Raw genomic sequence first — 25,227 nt, 5'->3', positions numbered from 1 at the left:
TTCTAACTCCTAAGTTGTTTTATGAACGACGATGTTGAATCCGAGACCAATACAAAAACGGAATACCCAGAGCCACAACAATGATGCCAACGCTCGCACCTAAGCCTGTATAAACGAGGCTGGAGTACAGTAGATAGCTACAGACGGCACAAAATAACAGGGGTGTCACTGGGTAGAATGGCACGCGAAACGGCCGAAGACGATGCGGATCTTGCATTCTGAGCAGAACTAAGGAAATCCCACTCAGGAGAAAGAAGAACCAAAACACCGGAGCAGTGTAATCGACCATCGCTTCAAATCCATTGCGGGTGAAGGTTCCCATGAAGACAAGCAGCAGCGCGATCGCACCCTGAACTAAAAAACCGGTCATGGGAGTTCCTGCCTGAGACCGCCAGCGTCCTAGAAAGTTGAACAAAGCGACATCTTGCCCGAAAGCATAGTTCGTTCTCGCTCCCGTAAAAATTGAAGCATTCAACGAGCCTAACGCAGTCATCGCAATCAGCGCACTGATCAAAACGGCTCCTGGCTCCCCCAAGATTTGTCGCATCAAATCGGCTGCGATCGCTTGAGATTGTGCCATTCCCGACACACCCAATCCGCGCAAAAATGCCGCATTAATCAACACGTACAAAGCAGTGATAATGCCAATGCTCCAGAGCAGCGATCGCACAATATTCCGCTGAGGTCTTTGAATTTCCGCAGAGATATAAGCGGCTTCATTCCAACCCCCATAGGACAATAGGACAAACAGCATTGCTGATCCCCAGTTACTCGAAGCAACGATCGGTGCTGCTAACTGAGGTGAGGGGCGACCCAGCAATAATCCTAAAATAGTAATCGTTACTAATCCTAGAATCGTGATCATAGTCAGCCCATTCTGAATCCGTTTCCCTTGTCGAATGCCAATGATATTAAGGCTGGTGAGAAGTGCGATCGCACCGACAGCATAAATTGAAGATGACCCTGATCCTAAACTAAAGAGTTGAGACGCATAGTCACCAAAGATAAAGGCGAGTAAAGCAATTGATCCGGTTTGAATGACAGTCATGCGTGCCCAAGCAAACAGAAATGCGACATTCTGACCAAATGCCCGTTTCAGGTACTCATAGTTTCCTCCAACGTGCGGATAGGTTGTAGCTAGTTCGGCATAGCACAACGCTCCAACAAAGGAGACAGCCCCCCCAATTACCCAAGTCAGTAAGACAATAAAACCGTTACCGCTATTTGCAGCAACGAGCGCAGGAGTCTCGAAGATGCCTGCTCCAATCACAATACCAACAATAATGGCGATCGCATCTGAGAGTGTCAGGGTAGGTGACTTTAAATCTGCATGACTAGCAGATGAATTTAAGGAATAAGGTGTGTCCAGTTTAGTCACAAGTACCTCGTAGTTCCCAAAAAGTAATCGCGTCTTAAGTTCATTGATTTGAACAGGGTTTAGTTGAACTGGTTTAGTTGAACTGGTCTGCAATTCTCTGAATTACAGTTCCAGTTGAATTAAAGGTAATATTTGTCCCATCTGCACGAGTAATCGAATAGGCATCGAATACACTCGCCTGTGCATCTGGGACAACGACGACCGTTACAGGCTCATTCGGTCGTAGGTCGATCATCTCTCGCTTGTTCACAGTCAACAAACCAAGATTAGAATCGAGGCTAAACTGAGTTTCACGGACTTGATTAATACGTCCATGCACCATGACCAGAGGCACACTACGATTGACCTGAACGCTGGCATCCTGAGAGGATGGAGAGCGATTTGCAGGTGATGTTTGTGCAATAGTCGGAGATGCTGTGCCGATCAAAGCTGTGATGGACATCAGTAACCCAATTCGTTTCATGATTGTCTTCTCCAATGCAGCTTATGCCTGATTTATAAACCTCACAAGTCCGTAAAACGAACGATTAGAGGATAGAACTGCTTGAACTGCAAGCGATTGATTTCTTACTCTTAGCGTCGATACTAAAAGTGACGCAAAAGTGACAAACTTAATAAATTGATCATAATTTCTAACAATGTCTCTGAGATATCTCTAAAGGAGTAGTTGAAGGAAATACTATTTGTACATTGAAGCCATAGTAGTCAAAGGACTTTGCTAGAAAATCGACTGCCTTTAGATAGATATCAAGTTAGAGAAGATGAAAGTTATAAATTAGATAGAGGACTGGAGCGGAAGCACAATTTGGAATACTGAACCCTGTCCAACTGAACTTCGAGCGGTAATCGTTCCGCCATGTGCCGTAATAATTTGTTGGGCGATCGCAAGCCCTAACCCTGTTCCTCCTCGGTCTCTAGAGCGATCCTGATCGACCCGATAAAATCGCTCAAAAATATGCGGCAGGTGCTCGGCTGGAATTCCAATGCCCGTGTCTTCTACTTGTACGATCGCTTGACGAGATTGAACAAACAGCCTGAGAGTCACTGTTCCATCCGCAGGCGTATACTTACAGGCATTCGTGATCAGATTCGCGATCGCTTGCTTCAGGAGTTCTGGATCTGCATGAATCGTGACAGCGCGTTCGGGTAAGTCTAGACTCAACTGAACCCACTGAGCAACCGTCCGAATCGTCGATTCTTTGATCAGTTCTTGTAGGACGCGACCCAAATCTGTCGGGTGTAGGGCTTCATCAGTAATCCGACCAGAACGCCTTGCCAAAAAGAGCAGATTGCTAATTAAAACCGTCATTGATTTCGCAGTCGCAGCAATTTTTTCGAGGCGTTGATGCTTGCTTTCTCCCTTTTCCATTGGAGCGAGCAATCCAACTTGAGCGTTACTTAAAATTGCGGCAAGCGGGGTTCGGAGTTCGTGAGACGCATCTGCTGTAAATTTCTGCAAGTGATCATACGACTCCTGAATTGGTTGCATTGCCACGCCGCTTAATGCCCATGCTGTCACCACAATTACAATCAGGGCAATTTGAATCGAGATCAAAGATATCAGTAAATCTTGCTGTAATTCTCTTTGTAAGGGGGCAAGGGGAACTGCAACTTGCAAGTAGCCTAGCATTTGCCCTCGATATTGCACAGGCAGCGTAATCTGCCGTACTAACATCAGTTGATCAGCGCTTTGCACAACGCCATCGGCACCGCTCAAGAGTCCCGCATCAATCGTCAGCGTGTGTAACTCTGGAACATCTTCTAACATTGCAGGCGGCGAAGCAATTCCAAAAAACTGCTGTAATCGTCCTTGTGGGTCATACCATCGTGCATACACGGCATCACTTCCAGGGGGCAACGGCGACTCTCCTAGAAACGGAACATTTCTGAAGTCAATTTGGCGGTGTCCGTCTCGCTGCTTGTACTGTACTGTCGCGGCAACGACCTGAGCCTTCTTATACAGCAGTTGATCGAGATACTTCAAGCGCTCGATCGCAGTCAGATAATAGCGAGTAACCGCAAAGACCATCAGAATACTTCCCATTGAAAGCATAAACCAACGAGAAAGATTCCGACGGCTGCGCGTGAACATAAACGGATCACCCTCCTATACTTTCGGACTCAGACGATAGCCCATGCCATAAACGGTTTCAATCCAGTCTGCAACTTCAAGGGATTCTAAACGTTGCCGGAGTCGCCGCACAAGGGCAGTGATTGCGTTACTCTCTGGTTCATCACCCCACTCCCATAACGCGTGCTCTAACTGATCTCGACTCAGAACTTGACGCGGATGACGCATGAGATATTCTAGCAGTTGAAATTCTCGGGTTGAAAGTTGAATAGCGCGATCGTGACGTTCTATGGAGAGCGTGGTTAAGTTAAGCATGAGGTCTTCGATTTGAAGCGTTTCCCCTTGCCACAGTGGAGAGCGTCTGCCCAATGCCCGAACTCGTGCTAGCAATTCAAACACATCAACAGGCTTAACGAGATAATCATCGGCTCCCGCATCTAAGCCAGTAATTTTATCGCTCGTCGTGTCTTTTGCCGTGAGGATGAGCACAGGTGAAGTTTTTCCCGCACTGCGGTAGCCCAGACAGAGATCAATTCCACTCACCTCGGGCAGCATCCAATCCAGAATGAGCAGATCATAGTGACGCTGCGACAAAATCCACTGCGCGATTTCGCCGTTCTGCACCGCATCAACAATATGCCCAACCTCTGATAGTGCGGTATGGAGGGGTTCGAGTTGTTCAGGATCATCTTCAACGAGCAGAATTCGCATTGCTGAATAAAAATACGACTCTTTCAAATTAGAGAGTTCCAGGCTGACAAACTTCCTGCTCTGGCAAGATTTCAAATCTATCTCCAGGGATTACGCTAGCTCACGGTCTAGAGAAGGTGGTTATGAAACGGCTCCGGCGAGTCATTCGGCAGGTTAAATCGATCGGCGCAGAATTTTGGCTGGTGCTGGCACTGGCTGGCATTCTGTTCTGGCTGACGGGAAGTGCGATCGCGTCTCAAGTGTTGTACAGCTCTTATACGAGTCCAACTCAGCTTCAAGCCGATACGCAGTTGGAAATGAAGCTATCTGTCACAATTTTGGTGATTCATGCCGAGATTGATCAGCGCCGTAAAGCAACCGCAGTCTCGATTAAAACGACTGATTCTAATCTGAAAAAATTAGAATACGAGTTCCCGATGACTGAATCGAGACAAATTGAATCTATGATCGCAGAGGAAATTGGGATACCGATTCAAGAGGTCAGAAAGCTCGTGCGCTATCGAATCGTCAATTAATGCAGCGTCTTGTGTATGTTTTTGGCGCATAACAATACTTTCAGCGATTGTCCATAAGACTGATTTGTTTAATTCTTTGATACAGTCATGTTGCGGTAGGGAGCCATCCAATATCCAGCAATTTTTTTAACTTTTCCCTGTTTCTCTAAGCGTTGACCAAATTGCTCAATTTCTTCAGGAAACGACTCTAGCCAGTCGCGCTCAACGAGATAGATTATAGGCGAGGCAAGTACTGCTTGAACACAACGCCCGCACCGAAAAAAACTTTGGTCATGAGGTGTGCAGCTTGTTTGCTCCGGAGCCACAATGCACATGAGATAAGATGCCCAATACTCTCCGATAAAGCCAGCTTGCCCTAGTGTCGCAATGGGTTGAAGCATGGAAAAGCGAGATTGTGGTTTCTCAAGCGCAAACACATATTCAGGTAAACTCAAACTTCCAAGCAGCGCTGTTAGAACTAACAAGGTCGTGACTCGGCGCAAAGCATTTTTGCGGATGAGTTCTGGAGAGCGAAGATTATCGAAAACGATTAATGCTGATAGCCAGAGAAAAATGTAAATTCCAATAAAGTAGCGAGGAGGCGTAGATTGAATCAACGTCCAACGCGACAGCAAAATTAAAAAGAAACTTCCGATCGCGCTTCCCAGAAAAAAAGGAATCCAGTAAGTCCGGTTGGTAAACACTGGAGTATGACGGGCTTGGAACCAATAATAAGCAAGAACAAAGACCAGCCCAAGAACTGCGATCTCATAGAGACTCAAGAAAGGATTGCCGACTTGGAAAAGGAATGTATGACTTACCGCAACCAATATCGATCGAACAATATCAGCAATAACATCTAATCCATTAATTGCAAGAATTCCATAATTCTCATCTTGTTGTGAAGCAGTCGATTTTGCATAAACCAGAAATGCACTGCCTAACAGCAATGTCACAAAGGTGCAAATGACGATTGAACTTGTCCGGAGTAGTTTTAAGGTTGCATCTTGAGATTGATGGGCGAGCGTCTCTCCGACAAATCTGTTTTGCTTGTTTGACTTGCGATACCGTTGTAGAAACGTTGACACCACTAAAATTGCTGCCAGCCCTTTAGGCACTAATGAAAGATCAGACACCCAGACACTCAGAATCAGACTCACAAGAGCCACGAAACTCAAAACATTTTTTTTAATCGTGTTCGATTCTGGGGACGTGATGAGTTGATCCGCAGAGACAAGTGCAATTCCGAGTAAAGCAAATTGCGGCGCATACGGATGAGCAACTTCAACCAACTTTAGAAAAGGCTGAGGAGGTAAAAAACAAATCAGCGCAAAAACAACTTTTGTAATCGGCTTTCTGAACAAACGAATGAAACAGAAAAAACTAATAGCGAGAAACCCATATTGAACATAAGAAACGACTTCAAGCGGAGAGAAAGGCGAAATCTTCAGCAGCCAATGACTAACGATCGGGAGCAAACTGCCTAATCGACTTTGCCCCCAATAGTAGAGATCTTCGGGAAGTTGTAGATCATATGCCATCATCACATGGACAGCTTGATCCGCGTCAAAATCAGGTGCTAGAAAACCAGCAAATGCCCGAAATGACAAGATAAAAATCAGTACGATGAACATGTTCAATAGTACTGAATTAAAGCTAAATCTAGCCATTGTGATTTGATAGGTACTTGAACTTGAGTAGAGTAGCTAAACAGGAGAGTAGTCAAACGGCAAAGTCTTGCTATCAAGTCGATCGGCGCGATTGACAGGCATTCAACCCGGAGTGCTATGTTGGTCAAGCACGCAGTTCTAGGTTTTTCAGTGCAGTGCGATTTTGATCAGTTGTCGGACGGTTCTGAATCCAAGCGAAAAAAGCAGCCGTACCGAGTAGAACAAGCGTCAAAAAACCGACCAGTTGAAGCATGATACTGTAACGCATGATCTTTGTTTCTCCGTTGATTCAGGCTAGGTTGTAATGCTCTAAATGCACATTGGTCACAGGAACATTGAGTTCGTGCAGGGCACGCTCTACTTGATCCATCATTTTGGGCGAAGCACAAGTGAAATAGTGCCGAGTGCCTCGACGTTTGGGGATATAGCGATCGAGCAATTCTTGATCCACATATCCGGTCTCTCCTTCCCAATCTTCTGGTGGTTCACGCAGCACATGAATGATCGTGAGATCTAATCTTGTTTTGAGTTCTTCGATCGCTTCACGGTAGGTAATTCCATCCCAAGTTTTATTGCCATAGATCAGGGTATAGGGGCGATCGTCTCCTCGCTCTGCTGCTGTGACCAACATACTCATCATCGGGGTGATGCCAATGCCGCCAGCAATCAACACAAATCCAGCCGCATCTTCATAGCGATCCGTTGTAAACACGCCATAAGGCCCATCCAGATATGCTTTTGTTCCGGGTTGATAGTCCCTGATGCGACTGGTAAAATCTCCCACGGCTTTAATGCCAAACTCTAATCGCTCCGGGTGTTCTCCACTTGACGACAACGAAAAGGGATGTTCCCGCATACTAAACGGGGTAATGTTCAGGGTAATCCAAGCAAACTGACCGGGCTGAAACCGGAAACCATCATGGCCCACAGGGCGAAGGGCAAGTGTCCAAACATCGCCGCGCTCTGGCTTGACTTCTTCAACAAGAAACGGTTTTTTCGTCATCAACCAGGGTTTAACCAGGCGAATGTAAACAATTAACCAAATCGCGACAAGTGCGATCGCTGACCACAAGACCGATTTCCAAAACAATCCCAGATAGTTCCCGACCCCCAAGGCGTGTCCCAGTCCTAATCCCACCGCTAACACTGACAAAATCGAATGGGACAAGCGCCAAGGTTCATAGGGAATCTTGAGTGGTTTGCGCCAAATTGTAGTCACAATCATCGTCATAAATGCCAGAGTTGCTAAGACTGCCAGTTGCGCCCGCAACGGAGCTACTGGAAAATTTAGCAACTCAATGGTATTCGGCTGCGCCCAAAACAGAATCAGCGGATGCACCAACACCATCACAAAAGCAACAAACGAGGTATAACGATGAAACGACAAAATCAAATCAATCCCGTAAGAGGCTTCAATTCGATTGATTCGGGCTGTCAGTGCAAATTGTAGCGCCATCAGTGCTAAGCCAATGAAGCCAAGCGCTACCGAGAAGTCAAGCCAAAACCCTCGCCCCGCTGGCGGCGAATAGATGAGCAGAACAAATAGAGGGAGAATCGTAAAGAACAGAAATGCAATGATCCAACCGAGCGCAACTACGATCGGGCTGTGCATCAATAAGCTTCGCATTCTTAACTCCTTGCCTGCTGTTGTGAAGCCGCTTGGAATCGGCGATTAATCTCGTTCCAGTTGACGACATTCCACCAGTTGTTCAGATAGTCGGCTCGGCGATTTTGGTAGCGGAGATAGTAAGCATGTTCCCAAACATCGTTGCCCATGATGGGATAGTTGCCTTCCATCATGGGATTATCTTGATTCGCGGTTGAGACGATTTGAAGTTGTCCTTGAGCATTCCGCACCAGCCAAACCCACCCGCTTCCAAAGCGATCGCCCCCCGCTTCATTAAACTGTTTACGGAAACTTTCAAAATTCCCAAAGGTTTGATTGATGGCTTGAGCGATCGCTCCTGTGGGTTGTCCGCCGCCGTCTGGACTCATGATCTGCCAGAAAATCGTGTGGTTGAGATGCCCTCCTGCGTTGTTGCGGATCGTGTTGCGAATATTTTCAGGAACCGCATTAAGGTCGCGCAGCATCGCTTCAATACTCAGATTTTGCAAGTTTGGCTGATCTTTGAGCGCAGTATTGAGATTGTCTACATAGGTTTGGTGATGTCGATCGTGGTGAATTCGCATCGTTTCAGCGTCGATCGCTTTACTTAATGCACCTGCATCATAGGGCAAGGGTGGCAGTTGAGCAGGAGAAGCAGTTAAGGGACGATCGACATAGGCAACTGGAGTCGAAACTGTGGGTGACGCAGTTGGACTCTGGGCTGGAGTTTGCTGAGTGGAAGCTTGGGGCTGGCACGCAACAAAGAAACCTAAAATCAAGGTAAGAAATAAAGTAATCGGATGCTGTAGGAATTTTCGCATAGATACAGATCTCCTAAAATTATGGCAATCTAAATAAAAGACAGAAAGATCGAATTGATGATTGATAAAGCAATCGAGCCAAGCAAAGCACTCCAAAAACCATAGCGCAATTGGAATCCCTCAACGATCTCTGCCGCAATGCTAAAAATGATTGCATTCAGGACAAATACAAATAACCCGAACGTAATAATAATTAGGGGGAGTCCAAAGAGCAATAGGATGGGTCGTAGGAACGCATTCAGCACTCCGAAAACAACTGCCGTGAGCGCAGCTTTTCCAAATCCATCAATCTCAACACCGATAGGTAGTCTGGAAATCATGAGAAAGCTCACAGTCGTCACAAGCCAAGTCAAGAGAATGCTACCCATTGCAACCTCCTCATATTTCAAATCCCGCTACTTCAACAGTTCAATGAGATTGTGACTCAAAAGTGACAAGTTCTTAAAACGAATCGCGCGATCGCAGCATTGAAGTCTCGATCGCGCGATTTGCTCCTCAGCAGAATTCAGAGCATTTGCCCCAATCAGCAAATCCCATTCAGAGGACAGACGAAACATTGTCACTTTCTTGTCATGTTTTGATAGCAACTATTAGAGGTAAGGCTAGAGATAAAGCAACTCTCACGCCCATAACTCATGCTTTCCCATTCATTGAGCAACGCAAACGATGCTGTCAACCCGATCTTCTCGCTCTCAGAGATTGACTCGTAGACAGTTTACAACGCTTTCTACGATGAGCTTTCTAAGCCTTATGGCATCTGGTGCAGGGGCTGTTGTGGCATACCCACAGCTTAAGCATCTCATGCGAATGAGCCATTCATTCAAATTAGGAACAACGTTCAGCCAGCTTCAGTGTGAGTATCTCAACCTAGACTATCAAGAAACATTCCGCCAGATCTGTGATCTGGGGTTCCACCGAATCCGCCTTTGTAGCTATTGGAATGAAGTCGAGCCGATCGAAAATCAGTATGACTTTAGCGTTCTCGATTGGCTTTTAGAAGAAAGCGATCAACGTGGGTTAGAAGTGATCCTGACAGTGGGTATGAAAGCCCCAAGATGGCCTGAATTCCATTTTCCACACTGGTTAGAAGTCCAGCAAGATACTCGAAATACAACCCAACCCATAGATGATAATCGGGAGATCGCAGAGCGCACTCTTCGCTTTGTCGATCGCGTCATCCATCATACTCGTACAGCTCAGAGTGTGCGCTATTGGCAAGTTGAAAATGAGCCGTTTGCGCGAATGGAGATTACAGGCGATCGCTTTCTCAGCCCTGAGTTTATGCGACAGGAGGTAGAGTTGGTGAGAAGTTTAGCTCTGCCTCAGCAAAAAGTGGTGCTAACCAATGCCATCGGTCTTCCGACCTACATTGAGGAAGATGAGCAGGCATTTCAAAATAGCTTAGCCTTAGCAGATGCGATCGGGATTAATGTATATACAAGAGTTCCCGATGGTCATGATGGCTACCTAGAACCAGGTGAATCCTATTGGGAGAAACTCAAAGACTGGCAGGAAGTGATGAGACGGAATCGCATAGAAGCATGGATTGCGGAAGCTCAAGCTGAACCTTGGGAACCGAATCAATTGGTTGCAATGAATGATATTCACTACCCTAGTGCATCTCCAGAGCGTATAACCGAACTTATCAGTATGGTGAAGAATCTTGGTTATCGCACAGTGATGCTTTGGGGCTGTGAGTATTGGTATTGGCATCAGCGAAACGGGCGAGATCATTGGTGGCAGGCTATTCAAAACCTTGTCGAGGTCTAGCGGACAGCACACACTGAACTATCACGTCTACAGAATTTAAATCCGTCCCCGTCGATAAGTTGTTTTTTGCAGATGTTGCGACATCCCTACAGATAGAGGATATTTTTGACTTTATTGTGCAAGCTCTAACTCAAAGTCAATCGAACCATTATGAATGAGCCAAATCGTCAATCCTTTTGGGACAATCTCACGAACACGAAGTTAATTCGCTATGTACTACTCTTTGCATTGGCATGGGCAGTGGTTCAAGTTCTCGCTTATTTTGAGACGGTTATTATTATTTTTGTATTTGCTGCTATTTTTGCGTTTCTGCTCAACTTTCCTGTGCGGTGGGCATCACGAATCATGCCAAGGGGAGTGGCAACCGTTCTGGTTTTCCTGCTTAGCTTGTTGCTCATTGGTGGGATTGTAGTAACATTGGGAATTGCTGCATTCTCGCAGGCACAACAGTTGGTTGAACAAGCACCCCAACTCTTGAATAGTGTGACCGAACTTCTGGGTAATCTGCAAAGCCTGCTGCAACGGTGGAATCTCAATGTAGATTTCAGTGAGTTAGAAGGACAATTACGAAATGGAGCACTCTCAACGTTAGGGCTAGGCTTTACAACTGTGCAGAATGTACTCGCCAATGCCCTCGATTTGATTGTGATTGCGGTGGTTGCATTCTTCATGCTCTTGGATGGCAAGCGCCTCTGGGACTTAATTCTCCGAATTTTTCCGAGAGGAATGCGCGATCGCATAACTATTGCTGTGCGAAAAAACTTTCTTGGTTTTTTCTGGGGACGGTTTTTACTGTCTGTCTTCTTTGGGATTTCGGTTTACATTGTGTTTATTTTACTAGGTGTGCCCTATGCTTTGGGATTAGCCGCGATCGCGGGAGTCTTCGATCTCATTCCGGGGATTGGCGCAACGCTTGGGATTACTTTAATTTCGCTGATTATTTTGCCTCAAGGAATTGGATTAGCACTCACGGTATTAGTTAGTTGCATTCTACTCCAGCAGGTCGAAGAGAACATATTGATGCCACGCATCATGCAGGGATCAATCAATATGAATCCTGTGGTGATGTTCTTTGCTCTATTAGTGGGTGCAAGAGTCGCAGGGTTAGTGGGTGTATTTTTATCGATTCCGATCGCGGGAGTGTTGATTAGCTTATTTGAAGTGGAAGAAATGCAGGGAAAGCAGGATTAGCGTCCCGTCGGTTGTTGCCAGCGATCGAGAATATCCTTGAAAAGCACTTCCTCGATGCAGGTTTTGACGACAACCGCGAGCGGGAGCGCCATGACTAAGCCTAATGCACCGAAGACAGTTGTGAAGAAGAATTGAGCCGTCAACGTAATTGCAGGAAGAAGGGCAACTTGATTTGCCATGACTGTCGGCGTGAGCCAATAGCTCTCAATGTTTTGAATCAAAATGTATAGAGCTAATACAGCAACAGCTTTCCAGGGTTCATCTAGGAATGCGATCGCGATGGGAAAAATTGCACTCAACGTCGGTCCAACGTTGGGAATAAAGTTGAGGATACCAGCCAAGACTGCATGAGCAAGAACTAACGGAACTTGTAAAATCCATAGACCAATTGCACTCAACACTCCGATAAACATCATTTCGATCAGAGCGCCTTTTGTCCAATTTTCGAGTCCGGTCGCACAACGTGTTAACACTTCATCGACACGAGATCGATAGAAAGCTGGAAAACACCGGATAAATGCGTGACGATAGGGTTGAGGATTGATGAGCAACATTAACGTAAGGATCAATACAATAAACAGTTCAAACACCGCGCTAATCGAGTTTGCAAAGAAGATAATTGCCTGTCTCGATAAATTGGCGACAAACGGCTGAAGTCGCGTCATGATCCAGTCAAAATTTGGGATATTCGGAAAGTAGGGATCTAAAATTTGGTTCTCAATCCAATTGATGCCTTGCTGAATTGCAGACAGTGCACTGGGAAAGGTAGTAATTAATTCAGCAAGCTGCGCGATTAAATTCGGGACAATCAGTACAAGTGCTACTAGTGCTAATATCAGCAAAGTCACCAGTGTCAGCAAAATTGCCCATCCTCGCTTGAGTCGAAACCGCTGCAATTGACGCACAACGCCATTCAGTGCAGTCGCAAGCACGATCGCGGTAAATCCTAGTAGTAAGAGTTGCCGAACCTGCCAAACAATGTAAAGTGCAGCAACCAGCACAATTAATCCAAGCCATTGCCCAATTTTCATAACAGATAGTTCTAGAGGATGTTCTTTGATATGGGCATCAATTCTGATTCTTGATTGATGTATGAATAGATGATTGAAGCAGAAGAATTAACCATGCTATAGACAGAGATTGAGTTTAGAAAGGACAACAGCAAACTATTTTTCATGATGCAGCTTGTCATTTCTGTGTCACATTTGCAGAACATGCTCAGGGTGGGCGCTGATGCTAACAAACAAATGATTAAGTTAGATTGTGGCTTCTCTAAATCGACAGAAGTAAGCTATGTGATGAATTGTAATTCAAGACTGCAACCTTAACTTGAAGTTGAGCATTTTATCCCTAGCTCTCGGTCTTGTAACTCAATGGTGTTATGTGAATCCGTTGGTATATGCAAGCTCGATATTCACTTTGATGAGGAGAAGGAACTTATGGATTGGCAGAGCCTTTGGCACTGGCTTTATATTGTGGGAATGTCGATTGGAGCGATCTATTTTGCACTGTTAGGTCGGAATCCTCGTGGTCTTCCAAAACTAGAATACTTTGTAGCAACTTTCATTCCGATCTGGTCGGGCTTGATGTATCTGCTCATGGTGCTCCCCACGAGCGGAGATGGTTTAGAACTAGGAAAGATTGCGATCGCAGGTCAGACGACTCATTTTGCTCGCTATGCCGATTGGATTGTAACAACACCGCTTCTGTTGTTGTCACTCTCCTGGACAGCAATGCACCGCCATCAATCGAAAGATTGGACGTTGACTTTTTCCTTAATGGCAACCCAAGTGATTGTGATTGTCAGTGGGTTAATTGCTGATCTTTCAGATGTTCCTTGGGTGCGGTATTTGTGGTATTCAATCGGCTGTGTTGCATTTCTAATCGTGCTTTGGGGGATTTGGGGTCCCTTGCGTGAGAAGACGAGAGGGGATGCAGAGCTATCTAGCTTTTATAAGGGGCTAACGACATTCTTTACGATTACTTGGATTTGCTATCCACTGATTTGGATTAGCGGTCCTTCTGGGTTACGCTTGTTTGATCAGAATGTTGATACCTTTCTGTTTTGCTTAGTGCCTTTTTTCTCGAAAGTGGTGTTTAGCTTTCTTGACTTAAATGGGTTACGGAGCTTAGGACATCGAGAAGAGCAGAGTGCCGAAGAGCGGTTTGTGAGCAGTACGATGCGGTTCATAAATTCTTTCTCTCTCAAGCAGTCCAGACGATCCCGTAGAAGACCGCCAGTCTTTCCGGGAAGCCTGCCATAAGTTCAAGAATTTCACCCATTTTATTGTTTTGTTGTTTCCAGAATTGATGTTTTGGATGTTTTTCACTCAACCTCATGGAGAAATTATGAATAAGATTTTTGCACTGTTAGTCGCATTGATTGGTTTGTCGGCTGTTCTGGGTGCCTGTGAACCAGCTGGAACTGGAGGAACGGGTACTGGAACAACAGAGTCGCCAGCAGCTTCTCCAACCGTGTCTCCAACGGTCAGTCCGACAACCTCTCCAACTGTGTCTCCAACTGCCAGCCCGACGACCTCTCCAACGACTTCGCCTTAATTTCGTGAAGTTCAGCGATCGCTGCCGAGATCCCTCTATCCGGCAGCGATTCGCATAGAACAAAGCCCTGAGATTCAAGAGTTACTAAGACACAAGACCTGTGGACAAATTCTCATACTACCCGACCGGATTCATAGGGGTTGATCAACAATCCAATCACGACAGATGAACCTAGAAAAGCAAATCGTTTTTCGATCGAGCCGTTTGAGGTTTTGGGTCAAATTGAATTGATGGCAAAACTTGTATTTATAAGCGTTATGCAGAATAATCCCGCAATTTCAGAAGAATTCAGATGACTCAGATAAAACTTGTTACAACTCAAGCAAGCCAAGCTTCTCCAGAACCAATTAATCCACTGCCTCCGGATGTTGTACCCAATTCTAGTCTTGGTGTAATCCATCTTCTAGGATTTATCATGATATGGGGAATAGCACTCTGGTCAGTCGTGAAAGGTAGAAAGGAATCTAGAGCGCGAATTCATTCGCCAGAAAGCAATATTCCTTGTCAAAACTGCCAATTTTTTCATGATAACTACTATTTCAAATGTGCCGTAAACCCTTTGATCGTGATGACTCAATCCGCGATCGAGTGTTCTGATTATTGCCCATCTGAAAAAGCATTGAAGATGCAACAGAGAGCTTTTTCTAGGCGGCACTTACCGTAACACGATCGATGTAAAACTGTTAGAAGAATGTCAGCAATCTGTCTGACTCATTCATGCTATTTCATTGGGTCACGCTCCTCCCGAAATCCCCCCGATTTCCTTCCGAATTATTCATTGCGAGGCGCTATAGTAAAGCCGTTTGACCTACGGATTCAAGTGTATTCAAGTGTAATGTGCTCATGTTTGGGCTTCTCGATTCAAGATGAATTGAATCGGAATCGATTACTTGATTGATATTAGGAGAGCCAAAATAGCTCAATAGCCCAAGATAGCTCAATAGCAATGGAGAACAAGTGCCTAGTCGTGATCCGTTCCCAAACTGCATTGAAAAAAGGTCAAACCACTATTTTTCAGAAATAGGAAGCTACCGTGACTCAATTTCCACCCAATCTCACCCGACAAGAGTTAAGGGAGTGGGTACGATCGCAACTGCAACCGCTGTTGGAGCAAAAGGACTTCCAGGCAGCCAAAGCACTCCTCGTTCCCATTCAGCCTGTTGATATTGCAGACGCGATCGAGGATCTTCCATCGGTCATGCAAGCGATCGCATTTCGGTTGTTGTCAAAAGATGAAGCAATCGAAGTTTATGAGTATCTGGATCCCGCGATTCAAGAAGCACTCCTGGAAGATTTTAAGCGACCCGATGTTTTAGAAGTGGTTGATGGGATGTCGCCAGATGATCGGGTGCGATTGTTTGATGAGCTTCCAGCAAAAGTGGTGCGACAACTTTTTTATCACCTCAGTGCTGAAGAACGCGATGCAACGGCGCTGCTGTTGGGCTATCCAGCTAATACTGCGGGGCGAATGATGACCCCAGAGTATGTCTCCCTCAAGGAGTCCTGGACTGTCGCTCAGGCACTCGAACGCATTCGCCAAGTCGCTCGATCAACAGAGACAATCTACTATCTCTATATCACTGATATCAGTCGGCGTTTGAACGGGATTCTCTCACTGCGAGACTTGCTGACTGCTGATTTGGAAGTGCTCATCAGCCAGATTATGAACCGAGAAGTAGTCAGGGTCGAGACGAATACCGATCAAGAAGAGGTAGCGCGAATCATTCAGGACTATGATTTAATTGCGCTTCCCGTTGTCGATCGTGAGCAGCGTCTCGTGGGAATTGTGACCGTCGATGATGTCCTAGATGTATTAGAAGAGGAAACGACGGAAGATATTTACACATTAGGCGGCTTGCAATCGGATGGTGATGATTATTTTCGTGCTAATCTTTTCACGATTGCCCGAAAACGTGTGGTCTGGTTGTTAGTTCTTTTAGTCACGAATACTGCAACCAGCGCTGTGATTCGCAGTCAGGAAGATGTGTTAGAGCGGGTGGTTGCACTAGCAGCATTTATTCCATTGTTGATTGATACGGGTGGTAATGTTGGGTCACAATCGTCTACGGTGATTATCCGGGGATTGAACACTGATAATGATCAACTCCGGAACCGCTTGAGTGTGATTCGACGAGAAGCGATCGCAGGCAGCATTCTAGGAGCAATGTTAGGTGTGATTGTGACCGTGTGGGCTTATTTCTTGCAAGGAGATATAGGAGTCGCGCTTGCTGTCGGGATTAGTTTATTTGCGATATCATTGATTGCCTCGATCGCAGGTTCGGGTCTACCGTTTTTGTTTCAAGCATTCAAACTTGACCCCGCCTTGATGTCTGCTCCGTTCATTACAACAGCAGTAGATGTATTCGGCGTATTAATTTACCTCAATGTTGCACGGTGGATTCTACGTATTTGAACAGGGCAGTCTCTTGAAAACAGAGCGTTCTTCAAATTTACTGCAAGTTTTTTAGGCTCATTTCCCCCCGACATCCCCCCGATTTCCCTCCGATATCTTAACGCTTATTTGGTAGAGTCCTCAGGCGATATGACCTTGGAAAAACCAGGAACCATCGATATTACGGTTAAAAGCGGAGGCAAGATGATCGAGGTTTATTATTTAGACCACATCGTTAAAGCTGTTTCTCATGATGGAGGATGGCAGGTCTATGTGAACGATCCAACTCCTAAGCCAATGCGAGTTTATACTTCTTCTGCTGTCTATGCAACTGCTGAAGAAGCAATGGGTTCTGGAAAAGAATTTGTGCGCCGACAAGCTGCTTTATCCTTGATTTTGAGGTTTCTGGATGAATGGCGAGTGTCGGAGAAAATTAGTGATGCAGAGTTAGATGCACTCTCTGCTTCGCTCTGCTTTTTCTGTTGTTTTCAAGATTCCTACTCACCGAAAAATTATTGGTATCAGTAATAGCTTTCAACCCGAACTCTCAGCTAATGTGAGTTCGGGATATTCGAGTGATCTTTTTTCAGCGATCGTACCAAAACCTTCAATCAAGCGGTGGAACGCACTCATTTAAAGGTTACAGTGAGTTAACGTTGAAATGCTCTGTGCAGTGAGGGCGAGTCAAACCCTCCGCGCAAGATTTCTTGTTGCTGATGATTAGAAGCGATCATTATGAGATCTGTAAGGGAGAAGTTCATTCAATATCTTTCATCCTTTTTTGCCGATGATACCTATGTGAGGTCGATTCGGCGCTTTGAAAAATTTGTTTCAAAAGTGCTTTCAGCCGCTATGCTGATTGTGATATCTGTCGCATTACTGGATCTGATTCTGATTTTAGCTAGAGATTTATTACAGGAGCCATTCGGATTTTTCAATCGGGCATTAATTGATATTTTTGGATTATTTCTCAATATCCTCATTGCGCTAGAACTGCTTGAAAATATCACGGTCTACTTACAAGAAAACACAGTTCGACTAGAACTCGTGATTGCAACGTCGCTGATTGCGATCGCGCGCAAAATTATTATCTTTGATTTTAGTAAGTTTAGTGATTCAGAACTCATTGCTTTAGGCATTGCGATTTTTGCCCTTGCACTGAGCTATTGGTTAATCAAACGCCTCAATTCTCAATTGCGATCGCCCTAACTCCGGTAGTTAATGTACATCCCGCCGAGATATCACGCAGTGATTGTGATCCCTGAAATCAAGATATGGACATCACACGAGAGTAGAGCGAATAAGTCCTAAACATCACATTTATACAGAATCTATTTCAGATGCGTGTTGCATCAGAGGAGCGAGTTCTTGATTGAGTTGACCCGATTGAACTAGCTCGGCATAAGTTTCGGCTTCCACTGCTAAAAGTTCTTCGCGGAGTTGGTCATTTGCAAAGCCGTTGAGACTCGGATACTCAGACTGAAGTTGCGCTGCTTCTTGGCTGAGTCGCTCGATTTCTCCTTTCACAAGAGCCTCTTGGTAACAATAGAATTCTGGCTCAATGCCTGGACGTTGTTGGACTTGGTGCAGGTGATCTAACACTCGATTCATCGCAGTTAACCGGGCAATTACCTCAGCATATTGCTGGCGGAGTGGCTGATCGCCGAGCAGTTTCAGAACTTCTAGCAAGGGTTTGATTGTTAAACCTTGAACCAGCAAAGTAAAGAGAACCACGCCAAACACCACAGCGATGATCTCTTCTCGCTCCGGTAAGACAATCGGAACGCTCAAGGCAAGTGCGATCGCAACTGATCCCCGTAAGCCGCCCCACCATAACAAGGTTTGCTCTCGCATCGAGATATCTGTGGTTGTGAGGGCATTACTCAACCGTCCTAAACCATACACTGTAATCGCCCGCGCCAAAATCATTCCGAGAATCGTGACAACGATCGTTTTCCAACTGTCGTCTAGGATGGCAAAGCGGATCTGATCCCCAATTAGCAAAAACACGATCGAGTTGACAAAAAAGGCAAGGAACTCCCAAAACTCGGTCACAATAATCCGAGTCCGGGGATTCATGCCAATGCGTGACCCAAAGTTCCCCAAAACCAGTCCGACAACAACGACTGCAATTACACCAGAGCCACCTAAATCTTCTGCAATCAGATAGGTTGCATAGGCAGAAACCAGCGTCAGGGATTGCTCGACAAGCGGTAGATCAAATCGCTGGGTGAGATAAGAAATGCTAAATCCAATCAAAGTCCCAACTGCAACGCCCACTCCAACGACGACAAAAAACTGCCCCAGAATCGATTGGAGTGACAAAGTTGCAGTTCCTAGGGGTAATCCAACTAACAGACTAAAGGCAACGACTGCCATCCCATCATTGAATAGGCTTTCGCCTTCCATCACTGTAGATAAGCGTTTGTCTACTCCCAATTCTCGAAAAAGAGCAATCACTGAAACCGGATCAGTGGCAGATAAACTTGCTCCAATTAACAATGCTGTCGTAAGTGGCAGGCTCACGAGGTAATGTAAGCCAAAGGCAACGCCTAGAATGGAAATGACTACGCCCAAGATGGCATACAGCGCGATCGGGATCCACTGCTGTTTTAGCTCTGTCCATCTCAGATTCCATGCTGCTTCAAACAGAAGTGGGGGTAAAAAGATCGAGAGAATTAATTCCGGAGAAAGATTGACGAGGCGAACATCAACAAATGCTAACCCTAGCCCCACAATCACCAACAGCAGCGTATAGGGAATTCGGCGAAACCAGCCAAAGAACTGAGGGAGAGTTGCTACACTGAGAGACACAGCGAGAACCAGTAAAAAAGGTTTGAGGTTACTTTCGATCGTTGCCTCTGCAATCAATGTTGTTAGCATGAGATGTTCCATACAATTCAGAGCTTATCCTTTCTAGTAACGCGCTTTTAGATCATTGAGAGAATTACCTTAAGCGGAATCTTGCAGCTTAGCGTGGGGAATTTGAATCGTAAAAGTTGATCCACTGCCTAGTGTACTCTCTACATCAATTGTTCCTTGATGTACATTGAGGCACTTTTTCACGATCGCTAATCCCAATCCCGTGCCTAAAATGCCTCTTGCATTTTTCCCGCGACTAAAGGGATCGTAAAGCTTTTGTTGATCCTCGATTCCAATGCCAATCCCTTCATCTTTGATCTCAAAGATCATGTGTTCAATCTGATCTTTGAACGTGAAATAGATAGTACTGTCGATTGGAGAATATTTAATGGCATTTGAGAGCAAGTTACTGAGGATTGAATAGAGCAATTTCTCATCGACCCAAGCATGAGTTGTACTGCCTTGTTGAATAAATTTAATCGATCGTCGCGATTCACTGAACAATTGAGAATCTTCGATCAGATTGAGACAAAACGTTTGCATCTCCACCCAAGCGGGATGAAATTCTAATTGTCCTGCATCAGCGCGTGCTAACGTTAACATATCGCTCAACAATTGAGTCATCGCTTTAGCCGAGACATGAATGCGATTTAAGTTTTTCAGCTTGATTGGGTCATGCAAGGGTTTTAAGCTTTCTGCTAAAAGTTGGGCTGATCCTAAAATCAAACTCAGCGGAGTGCGAAACTCATGCGACACCATCGAAAAGAACCGAAGCTTTAGCTCACTCAGTTCTTTCTGCTGCGCCAAGCTCTGTTGTAACGCTTCTGCGCGTTGACGCTTGACCATCTGTTGATAGAGCAAGGCATAAACTCCTGACAACACGATAAACGTGAATACGGTTCCTAGCACTTCAATCAGCATTCTGCCCTGAAGATTTGTTTGCGATCGCCGCATTTGAGTTTGTAAGAGGTCTTCTTCAGTCGTACGGAGTTGGTGAATGACTTGGCGAATCGCCTCCTGGTTTTGTCTAAGCTCAGCGAAGAGAGGATTTTGAGCCGGGTTTGCGTCGGAGCGAGCCTTGAGAGAGCGCTGTAACAATGCGATTCGGGTAGTAATCAGACGTTTTAGAACTTCAACCTGCGATCGTTGATCGGGGGTAGTGGTGAGGACATTCTGTACCTGATTCACTTGATCACTCAGTCTCTTGACTGCCATCTGATACCGCTCTAAATCTTCGTTCGCCTGAAATGAACGATAGCGCCAGCGTTCAGACTCTGCTTCTGTCAACGTTGTAGAAATATCAGTGAGAGATTGTAAGACTTCATTGGTTTGTCGCACTTGCTGAGAGCTTTCCATTAACTGAGTTGCATTTTGGTATGACACAAAACTGACCACTCCCATTAAGAGAAAGGCGAATCCTAGCCCCGCCCGAATCCATTGTCCTTCGAGTGACGTCTTCATCAGCACTCCTTTTAAGCCATCTACAATCGTCACCATTCACAAAATTATGACTAGAACGGCATAATTTAACAAAGTCTGATTACAAGCTCCAATGCGAATTCTAATTGTAGAAGATGATATTCAACTCGCAGAGATGTTGACGGAAGCGTTAACCAACCGTCAATATACCGTGGATGTCGCCCAAGACGGCGAATCTGCGTGGCATTGGATTGAGCTATCGGACTATGATTTGGTGTTATTAGATGTCACCCTGCCTAAAATCGATGGGATTCGATTGTGTCAACAATTACGCGATCGCAATACTGCCATTCCGGTTTTGATGTTAACTGCACGCGATACGATCGCCGACAAAATCATTGGGCTAGATGCGGGAGCCGATGCCTATATGGTAAAGCCCTTTGACCTCGAAGAACTGATGGCTCAAATTCGCGCACTGCTGAGACGGGGCGGTACCCGAATTCGTCCCAAACTCTGTTGGGGGAGCTTGTGCCTTGATCCGACAACCTACGAAGTGATGTATGGAGAGCAACTCCTGACATTAACCCGGAAAGAATATTCGCTGTTAGAACTATTATTAGCTAACGGTCGCAGAGTGTTAAGTAGACCGGGAATTATTGATCGATTGTGGTCGATCGACGAGTCTCCGACCGAAGAAGCCGTAAAAACTCATATCCGAACCTTACGGCAAAAACTCCGAAACGTCGGCGCACCTGATGATTTGATCGAAACTGTCCACGGCTTAGGGTACCGGATGAAGCAACTTGATTGAGAAGCCCCCGAAATCCCCCCGAAATCCCCCCTGTTCTCTAACATCTCCCGTGGTACTAATGAAGTCAGTAGCACTGTTTAAACAGGCTGCGAAGCGCTGTTGTGACGATTCATCTGGTTCTGATTCCTACCGCACCCTAATTCTTGAGGTCGATTCAAAGAATTAGGGTTTTTGCCCTTAAGTTCATCATTCAACAATGGTCAAGATTCTTGTTCTAGAAGATAATGTTCTGAGCCAGGATTTATTGTGCAGTTTATTGATTCCAGAAGGCTATGAAGTTGTCTGTGCAGCAGATGGACAATCAGGACTCGCACAAATTCAAGAACAGCATCCAGACCTCGTAATTTCAGACATTGATATGCCTGGAATGAATGGATTAGAAGTGTTACAACAAATTCGATTAAATCACTTAACGGCTAGCCTTCCTGTTATCATCTGTACAAGTGCTGAAGACGAGAGTTGCCGCAGATTAGCAACACAACTCAATGCAATCTATATTACGAAGCCCTTTTATCCGTCCAAACTGCTGAAAATTTTGACAGAGCAACTTACACAACAGCTATCTAGCTCTCAACAATCGCCTTTCTAGGTTAAGTTCTACAAATTCGTTAGAGTTGTGAGCGGTATTCTTCTGCACTCTTGAGTGAGGAGAGATCGCGATCGATTTTTTATTGTTACTGATCACATCTTAAATTTGACTCGTGACACTACTATTATGACGACAAATACACGCTCTCAAGCTTTGTCTCGCTCGCATTATGAAGCAACGGCTCCAGAAGTCATTGCACAATTTCAGAGCGATCCTAAAGCTGGGTTATCTTCTACTCAGGTTAGCCAGAATCAACAGCGCTATGGCTTGAATGAGCTAACAGTAAAACCGGGAAAGCCAGCTTGGTTAAGATTTCTACTTCAGTTCAATCAAGCGTTGCTCTACATTCTGATTGTTGCTGGTGCAATTAAAGCATTCTTAGGATCGTGGACGAATGCAGCCGTCATTTGGGGTGTGACGATCATTAATGCCATCATTGGGTTTGTGCAGGAGTCGAAAGCAGAAGGCGCGATCGCGGCTCTTGCCAAAGCAGTCACCACAGAAGCAACGGTGATTCGCAACGGACAAAAACAACGTATTCCTTCACAAGAGCTTGTTCCAGGAGATCTAGTCCTCCTCGCTTCAGGCGACAAAGTTCCTGCTGATTTGCGCTTGATTACTACTCGCAACTTACAAATTGATGAATCGGCGCTCACCGGAGAATCTGTTCCGGTTGAAAAACTGACGGAACCCCTGCAACCCCAAACACCGCTGGCAGAACGACAAAATATGGCGTATGCGGGCAGTTTTGTCACGTTTGGACAAGGAAGCGGCATTGTCGTAGCAACGGCAAACGAAACTGAGGTCGGCAAGATCTCGCGATCGCTCGATCAACAAACGGATCTCAGCACTCCTCTAACGCGCAAATTCGCTAAATTTAGCCATACCTTGCTCTACATCATTCTCGCACTGGCAGCACTGACCTTAGCTGTGGGGGTGGGACAAGGACAATCACTAGCGGAAATGTTTGAAGCGGCAGTAGCGTTAGCAGTGAGTGCGATTCCCGAAGGATTGCCTGCGGTAGTAACCGTGACATTAGCGATCGGGGTCAATCGCATGGCGCGGCGACACGCGATCGTGCGAAAACTCCCTGCGGTAGAAACCCTTGGAAGTGCGACTGTGATTTGTTCGGATAAAACCGGAACGCTGACCGAAAACCAAATGACGGTGCAAGCTATCTATGCAGGCGATCAGACTTACTCAGTCAGTGGAACAGGCTATAGTCCCGACGGCGAGATTGCTGACTCCACTGGAGCAATCGTGAGTGTGACCAATGCACGCGCTTTACAAGAATGCCTAACTGCCGGACTCGCGTGTAATGACTCCCATCTAGAGGAAGAGAACGATCGTTGGCTTGTGATTGGTGATCCGACCGAAGGCGCATTGATCACGGCTGCGAACAAAGCAGGATTTCATCTGGCTCACATTTCGCAATCCCTGCCTCGCATTGATTCGATTCCGTTCGAGTCGCAATTTCAATACATGGCAACTTTGCATGATACTGCAACTGAGCACATCATCTATGTAAAAGGCTCCGTCGAAGCCATTCTCAAACGGTGTGAACATACAATCGAGAAGCATCCACTCGATCGTCAACACATTGAACAACAAGTCGAAACAATGGCGCAAGAAGGCCTACGGGTGCTAGCGTTTGCGAAGAAAACTGTATCTAAATCTCAGTCGTCGATCGATCATCATGACCTTGATTCTGGATTGATTTTCTTAGGTTTACAGGGCATGATCGATCCGCCTCGGTCTGAAGTGATCGCGGCTGTTCAGTCCTGCCAGTCTGCGGGTATCCAAGTAAAAATGATCACGGGCGATCATATTACGACTGCGAAAGCGATCGCTCAACGCATCGGACTCCAAAACGCAGGTCATGCCACTGCGATCGATGGACAGCAACTCGAACGCATGGACGATCGAGAACTCTCTCAGGTTGTAGAAAACAGTGTTGTCTTTGCGCGGGTTGCTCCAGCCCAAAAGTTTCGGCTCGTCGAAGCCTTGCAATCGAAGGGTGAAATTGTTGCCATGACGGGAGACGGCGTGAATGATGCGCCTGCACTGAGAAAAGCAGACATCGGCATTGCGATGGGGGGTGCGGGAACGGATGTAGCGCGGGAAGCCGCAGATATGTTGCTGACTGATGATAACTTTGCGTCGATCGAAGCTGCTGTGGAAGAAGGACGCACCGTTTATCAGAATCTCAAGAAAGCGATCGCGTTTATTCTTCCGGTCAATGGTGGCGAATCGATGACGATTTTGATCAGTGCCTTATTTGCGAGAGCTTTGCCGATTCTATCGCTGCAAGTCTTGTGGCTGAATATGGTGAACTCGATCGCGATGACGGTTCCTCTAGCCTTCGAGCCAAAAACTGAGCGGGTTATGCAACATCCGCCGCGCAATCCGCGTGAACCTTTACTATCAAAAACTCTGATCTACAGAATTTTAGTCATCTCTGTCTTTAACTGGATTTTGATCTTCGGGATGTTTGAATGGGTGCGTCAAAGTACTGGAAATCTGGAACTAGCGCGAACGATGGCAATCCAAGCACTTGTCGCAGGTCGGATTGTTTACTTACTCAGCATTAGCCAATTAGGCAAGACGATCATGGCTAAACTTCGCGGGAAACAACCTATTTCATTCGGTGATACCCGTGCCATACTTTATGGAATTGCTGGAGCTGTGATGTTACAGATTGTCTTTAGCCAATGGAGTGTGATGAATACTCTATTTAAAACAGCTCCCTTAAATCTCACTCAATGGCTCATCTGCTTATTGCCCGCAGTGCCAATGATTCCGGTTGCACTTTTAGCAAATCGCATTGATCCCTTTGATTGAGCCGGAATGTTGCTATCATGGTGGACTCCCAGGCATTTGTAC

General features: G+C 45.8%; 24 protein-coding genes. 11 read left to right on the top strand and 13 right to left on the bottom strand.

Annotated features, from left to right (window positions below; genetic code table 11):
• Nucleotides 1-19: 19 nt before the first annotated feature.
• From OU814_RS28060 to rppA, 4 genes are all read right to left on the bottom strand, one after another.
• Nucleotides 20-1,378 carry an APC family permease gene (locus tag OU814_RS28060; RefSeq protein WP_268242870.1) on the bottom strand — a complete coding sequence of 453 codons (1,359 nt, stop codon included), beginning with the start codon at nucleotides 1,376-1,378 and terminating at the stop codon, nucleotides 20-22.
• Between the two features lie 73 nt (nucleotides 1,379-1,451).
• Complete coding sequence (locus tag OU814_RS28055) at nucleotides 1,452-1,841, bottom strand: hypothetical protein (protein ID WP_190647907.1); 390 nt, start codon at nucleotides 1,839-1,841, stop codon at nucleotides 1,452-1,454.
• A 312-nt stretch (nucleotides 1,842-2,153) separates the two neighbouring features.
• The gene (locus OU814_RS28050) at nucleotides 2,154-3,470 is read right to left on the bottom strand and encodes a sensor histidine kinase (protein ID WP_268242869.1); all 1,317 of its coding nucleotides are present in this window, start codon (nucleotides 3,468-3,470) and stop codon (nucleotides 2,154-2,156) included.
• A gap of 15 nt (nucleotides 3,471-3,485) precedes the next feature.
• A complete protein-coding gene (rppA, locus tag OU814_RS28045) occupies nucleotides 3,486-4,160 on the bottom strand; it encodes a two-component system response regulator RppA (RefSeq protein ID WP_017288512.1) in 675 nt (224 codons plus the stop codon).
• Between the two features lie 122 nt (nucleotides 4,161-4,282).
• On the opposite strand from rppA, the gene OU814_RS28040 reads away from it, so the two are divergent.
• Nucleotides 4,283-4,675 (top strand): hypothetical protein, encoded by a 393-nt coding sequence (locus OU814_RS28040; protein ID WP_017288511.1) that lies wholly within the window; start codon nucleotides 4,283-4,285, stop codon nucleotides 4,673-4,675.
• A 68-nt stretch (nucleotides 4,676-4,743) separates the two neighbouring features.
• On the opposite strand, the gene OU814_RS28035 is transcribed toward OU814_RS28040, so the two are convergent.
• The 6 genes from OU814_RS28035 to OU814_RS28010 all read right to left on the bottom strand — a co-directional run bounded on the left by OU814_RS28035 (nucleotide 4,744) and on the right by OU814_RS28010 (nucleotide 9,308).
• Nucleotides 4,744-6,288 carry a hypothetical protein gene (locus OU814_RS28035; RefSeq protein WP_268242868.1) on the bottom strand — a complete coding sequence of 515 codons (1,545 nt, stop codon included), beginning with the start codon at nucleotides 6,286-6,288 and terminating at the stop codon, nucleotides 4,744-4,746.
• 160 nt (nucleotides 6,289-6,448) lie between these two features.
• Nucleotides 6,449-6,592, bottom strand: a complete 144-nt coding sequence (locus OU814_RS28030) for a hypothetical protein (RefSeq protein ID WP_172410460.1) — start codon at nucleotides 6,590-6,592, stop codon at nucleotides 6,449-6,451.
• Nucleotides 6,593-6,613: 21 nt separating this feature from the next.
• On the bottom strand, nucleotides 6,614-7,951 hold the full coding sequence (locus tag OU814_RS28025; RefSeq protein ID WP_268242867.1) for a ferredoxin reductase family protein: 1,338 nt from the start codon (nucleotides 7,949-7,951) through the stop codon (nucleotides 6,614-6,616).
• Nucleotides 7,952-7,953: 2 nt separating this feature from the next.
• Nucleotides 7,954-8,751 carry a superoxide dismutase gene (locus OU814_RS28020; protein ID WP_442786160.1) on the bottom strand — a complete coding sequence of 266 codons (798 nt, stop codon included), beginning with the start codon at nucleotides 8,749-8,751 and terminating at the stop codon, nucleotides 7,954-7,956.
• A 29-nt stretch (nucleotides 8,752-8,780) separates the two neighbouring features.
• Nucleotides 8,781-9,119: a phage holin family protein gene (locus OU814_RS28015; RefSeq protein WP_017288506.1), complete on the bottom strand. Its 339-nt coding sequence runs from the start codon at nucleotides 9,117-9,119 to the stop codon at nucleotides 8,781-8,783.
• A gap of 27 nt (nucleotides 9,120-9,146) precedes the next feature.
• Nucleotides 9,147-9,308: a hypothetical protein gene (locus OU814_RS28010; protein ID WP_268242866.1), complete on the bottom strand. Its 162-nt coding sequence runs from the start codon at nucleotides 9,306-9,308 to the stop codon at nucleotides 9,147-9,149.
• 109 nt (nucleotides 9,309-9,417) lie between these two features.
• On the opposite strand from OU814_RS28010, the gene OU814_RS28005 reads away from it, so the two are divergent.
• Both OU814_RS28005 and OU814_RS28000 read left to right on the top strand, forming a co-directional pair.
• Complete coding sequence (locus tag OU814_RS28005; protein ID WP_268242865.1) at nucleotides 9,418-10,521, top strand: beta-galactosidase; 1,104 nt, start codon at nucleotides 9,418-9,420, stop codon at nucleotides 10,519-10,521.
• Nucleotides 10,522-10,671: 150 nt separating this feature from the next.
• Complete coding sequence (locus tag OU814_RS28000; protein WP_017288503.1) at nucleotides 10,672-11,712, top strand: AI-2E family transporter; 1,041 nt, start codon at nucleotides 10,672-10,674, stop codon at nucleotides 11,710-11,712.
• On the opposite strand, the gene OU814_RS27995 is transcribed toward OU814_RS28000, so the two are convergent.
• A complete protein-coding gene (locus OU814_RS27995; RefSeq protein ID WP_268242864.1) occupies nucleotides 11,709-12,743 on the bottom strand; it encodes an AI-2E family transporter in 1,035 nt (344 codons plus the stop codon). The two genes, OU814_RS28000 and OU814_RS27995, sit on opposite strands and share 4 nt — an antisense overlap.
• A 408-nt stretch (nucleotides 12,744-13,151) precedes the next feature.
• On the opposite strand from OU814_RS27995, the gene OU814_RS27990 reads away from it, so the two are divergent.
• From OU814_RS27990 to OU814_RS27970, 5 genes are all read left to right on the top strand, one after another.
• Nucleotides 13,152-13,976: a bacteriorhodopsin gene (locus tag OU814_RS27990; protein WP_268242863.1), complete on the top strand. Its 825-nt coding sequence runs from the start codon at nucleotides 13,152-13,154 to the stop codon at nucleotides 13,974-13,976.
• Between the two features lie 85 nt (nucleotides 13,977-14,061).
• Nucleotides 14,062-14,271 carry a hypothetical protein gene (locus OU814_RS27985; protein WP_268242862.1) on the top strand — a complete coding sequence of 70 codons (210 nt, stop codon included), beginning with the start codon at nucleotides 14,062-14,064 and terminating at the stop codon, nucleotides 14,269-14,271.
• A 1,033-nt stretch (nucleotides 14,272-15,304) separates the two neighbouring features.
• Nucleotides 15,305-16,684: a magnesium transporter gene (gene mgtE / locus OU814_RS27980; RefSeq protein ID WP_190647871.1), complete on the top strand. Its 1,380-nt coding sequence runs from the start codon at nucleotides 15,305-15,307 to the stop codon at nucleotides 16,682-16,684.
• A 129-nt stretch (nucleotides 16,685-16,813) separates the two neighbouring features.
• A complete protein-coding gene (locus OU814_RS27975) occupies nucleotides 16,814-17,191 on the top strand; it encodes a hypothetical protein (protein WP_017288497.1) in 378 nt (125 codons plus the stop codon).
• A gap of 207 nt (nucleotides 17,192-17,398) precedes the next feature.
• On the top strand, nucleotides 17,399-17,872 hold the full coding sequence (locus OU814_RS27970) for a phosphate-starvation-inducible PsiE family protein (protein WP_268242861.1): 474 nt from the start codon (nucleotides 17,399-17,401) through the stop codon (nucleotides 17,870-17,872).
• Between the two features lie 111 nt (nucleotides 17,873-17,983).
• Here OU814_RS27970 and OU814_RS27965 read toward each other — a convergent pair whose 3' ends face one another.
• Together OU814_RS27965 and OU814_RS27960 are read right to left on the bottom strand one after the other, a co-directional pair.
• On the bottom strand, nucleotides 17,984-19,546 hold the full coding sequence (locus OU814_RS27965) for a Na+/H+ antiporter (RefSeq protein ID WP_268242860.1): 1,563 nt from the start codon (nucleotides 19,544-19,546) through the stop codon (nucleotides 17,984-17,986).
• 69 nt (nucleotides 19,547-19,615) lie between these two features.
• On the bottom strand, nucleotides 19,616-21,022 hold the full coding sequence (locus OU814_RS27960; protein ID WP_268242859.1) for a sensor histidine kinase: 1,407 nt from the start codon (nucleotides 21,020-21,022) through the stop codon (nucleotides 19,616-19,618).
• Between the two features lie 55 nt (nucleotides 21,023-21,077).
• Here OU814_RS27960 and OU814_RS27955 point away from each other — a divergent pair, with 55 nt between their 5' ends.
• From OU814_RS27955 to OU814_RS27945, 3 genes are all read left to right on the top strand, one after another.
• Nucleotides 21,078-21,755 (top strand): response regulator transcription factor, encoded by a 678-nt coding sequence (locus OU814_RS27955; RefSeq protein ID WP_017288493.1) that lies wholly within the window; start codon nucleotides 21,078-21,080, stop codon nucleotides 21,753-21,755.
• A 196-nt stretch (nucleotides 21,756-21,951) separates the two neighbouring features.
• On the top strand, nucleotides 21,952-22,344 hold the full coding sequence (locus tag OU814_RS27950; protein WP_268242858.1) for a response regulator: 393 nt from the start codon (nucleotides 21,952-21,954) through the stop codon (nucleotides 22,342-22,344).
• A gap of 126 nt (nucleotides 22,345-22,470) precedes the next feature.
• A complete protein-coding gene (locus tag OU814_RS27945; RefSeq protein WP_268242857.1) occupies nucleotides 22,471-25,185 on the top strand; it encodes a cation-transporting P-type ATPase in 2,715 nt (904 codons plus the stop codon).
• The last annotated feature ends 42 nt before the right edge of the window (nucleotides 25,186-25,227 follow it).

Origin of the sequence: Leptolyngbya sp. GGD, assembly GCF_026735145.1 — a bacterium.
Classification (GTDB): domain Bacteria; phylum Cyanobacteriota; class Cyanobacteriia; order Leptolyngbyales; family Leptolyngbyaceae; genus Leptolyngbya; species Leptolyngbya boryana.
The sequence above is the reverse complement of the archived record's forward strand: the minus strand, read 5'-3'. Positions and strand labels throughout refer to the sequence as shown.

Bases quoted from the DNA above. Each gene is read 5' to 3' on its own strand.
- rppA (WP_017288512.1), bottom strand. From the start codon at position 4,160: ATGCGAATTCTGCTCGTTGAAGATGATCCTGAACAACTCGAACCCCTC.
- OU814_RS27945 (WP_268242857.1), top strand. From the start codon at position 22,471: ATGACGACAAATACACGCTCTCAAGCTTTGTCTCGCTCGCATTATGAA.
- OU814_RS27990 (WP_268242863.1), top strand. From the start codon at position 13,152: ATGGATTGGCAGAGCCTTTGGCACTGGCTTTATATTGTGGGAATGTCG.
- OU814_RS27995 (WP_268242864.1), bottom strand. From the start codon at position 12,743: ATGAAAATTGGGCAATGGCTTGGATTAATTGTGCTGGTTGCTGCACTT.
- OU814_RS28010 (WP_268242866.1), bottom strand. From the start codon at position 9,308: ATGTTTCGTCTGTCCTCTGAATGGGATTTGCTGATTGGGGCAAATGCT.
- OU814_RS28020 (WP_442786160.1), bottom strand. From the start codon at position 8,751: ATGCGAAAATTCCTACAGCATCCGATTACTTTATTTCTTACCTTGATT.
- OU814_RS28030 (WP_172410460.1), bottom strand. From the start codon at position 6,592: ATGCGTTACAGTATCATGCTTCAACTGGTCGGTTTTTTGACGCTTGTT.
- OU814_RS28035 (WP_268242868.1), bottom strand. From the start codon at position 6,288: ATGTTCATCGTACTGATTTTTATCTTGTCATTTCGGGCATTTGCTGGT.
- OU814_RS27985 (WP_268242862.1), top strand. From the start codon at position 14,062: ATGAATAAGATTTTTGCACTGTTAGTCGCATTGATTGGTTTGTCGGCT.
- OU814_RS27950 (WP_268242858.1), top strand. From the start codon at position 21,952: ATGGTCAAGATTCTTGTTCTAGAAGATAATGTTCTGAGCCAGGATTTA.
- OU814_RS28055 (WP_190647907.1), bottom strand. From the start codon at position 1,841: ATGAAACGAATTGGGTTACTGATGTCCATCACAGCTTTGATCGGCACA.
- OU814_RS27960 (WP_268242859.1), bottom strand. From the start codon at position 21,022: ATGGTGACGATTGTAGATGGCTTAAAAGGAGTGCTGATGAAGACGTCA.
- OU814_RS28015 (WP_017288506.1), bottom strand. From the start codon at position 9,119: ATGGGTAGCATTCTCTTGACTTGGCTTGTGACGACTGTGAGCTTTCTC.
- OU814_RS28025 (WP_268242867.1), bottom strand. From the start codon at position 7,951: ATGCGAAGCTTATTGATGCACAGCCCGATCGTAGTTGCGCTCGGTTGG.
- OU814_RS27955 (WP_017288493.1), top strand. From the start codon at position 21,078: ATGCGAATTCTAATTGTAGAAGATGATATTCAACTCGCAGAGATGTTG.
- OU814_RS28005 (WP_268242865.1), top strand. From the start codon at position 9,418: ATGCTGTCAACCCGATCTTCTCGCTCTCAGAGATTGACTCGTAGACAG.
- OU814_RS28000 (WP_017288503.1), top strand. From the start codon at position 10,672: ATGAATGAGCCAAATCGTCAATCCTTTTGGGACAATCTCACGAACACG.
- OU814_RS28040 (WP_017288511.1), top strand. From the start codon at position 4,283: ATGAAACGGCTCCGGCGAGTCATTCGGCAGGTTAAATCGATCGGCGCA.
- OU814_RS27965 (WP_268242860.1), bottom strand. From the start codon at position 19,546: ATGCTAACAACATTGATTGCAGAGGCAACGATCGAAAGTAACCTCAAA.
- OU814_RS27970 (WP_268242861.1), top strand. From the start codon at position 17,399: ATGAGATCTGTAAGGGAGAAGTTCATTCAATATCTTTCATCCTTTTTT.
- OU814_RS28050 (WP_268242869.1), bottom strand. From the start codon at position 3,470: ATGTTCACGCGCAGCCGTCGGAATCTTTCTCGTTGGTTTATGCTTTCA.
- OU814_RS27975 (WP_017288497.1), top strand. From the start codon at position 16,814: ATGACCTTGGAAAAACCAGGAACCATCGATATTACGGTTAAAAGCGGA.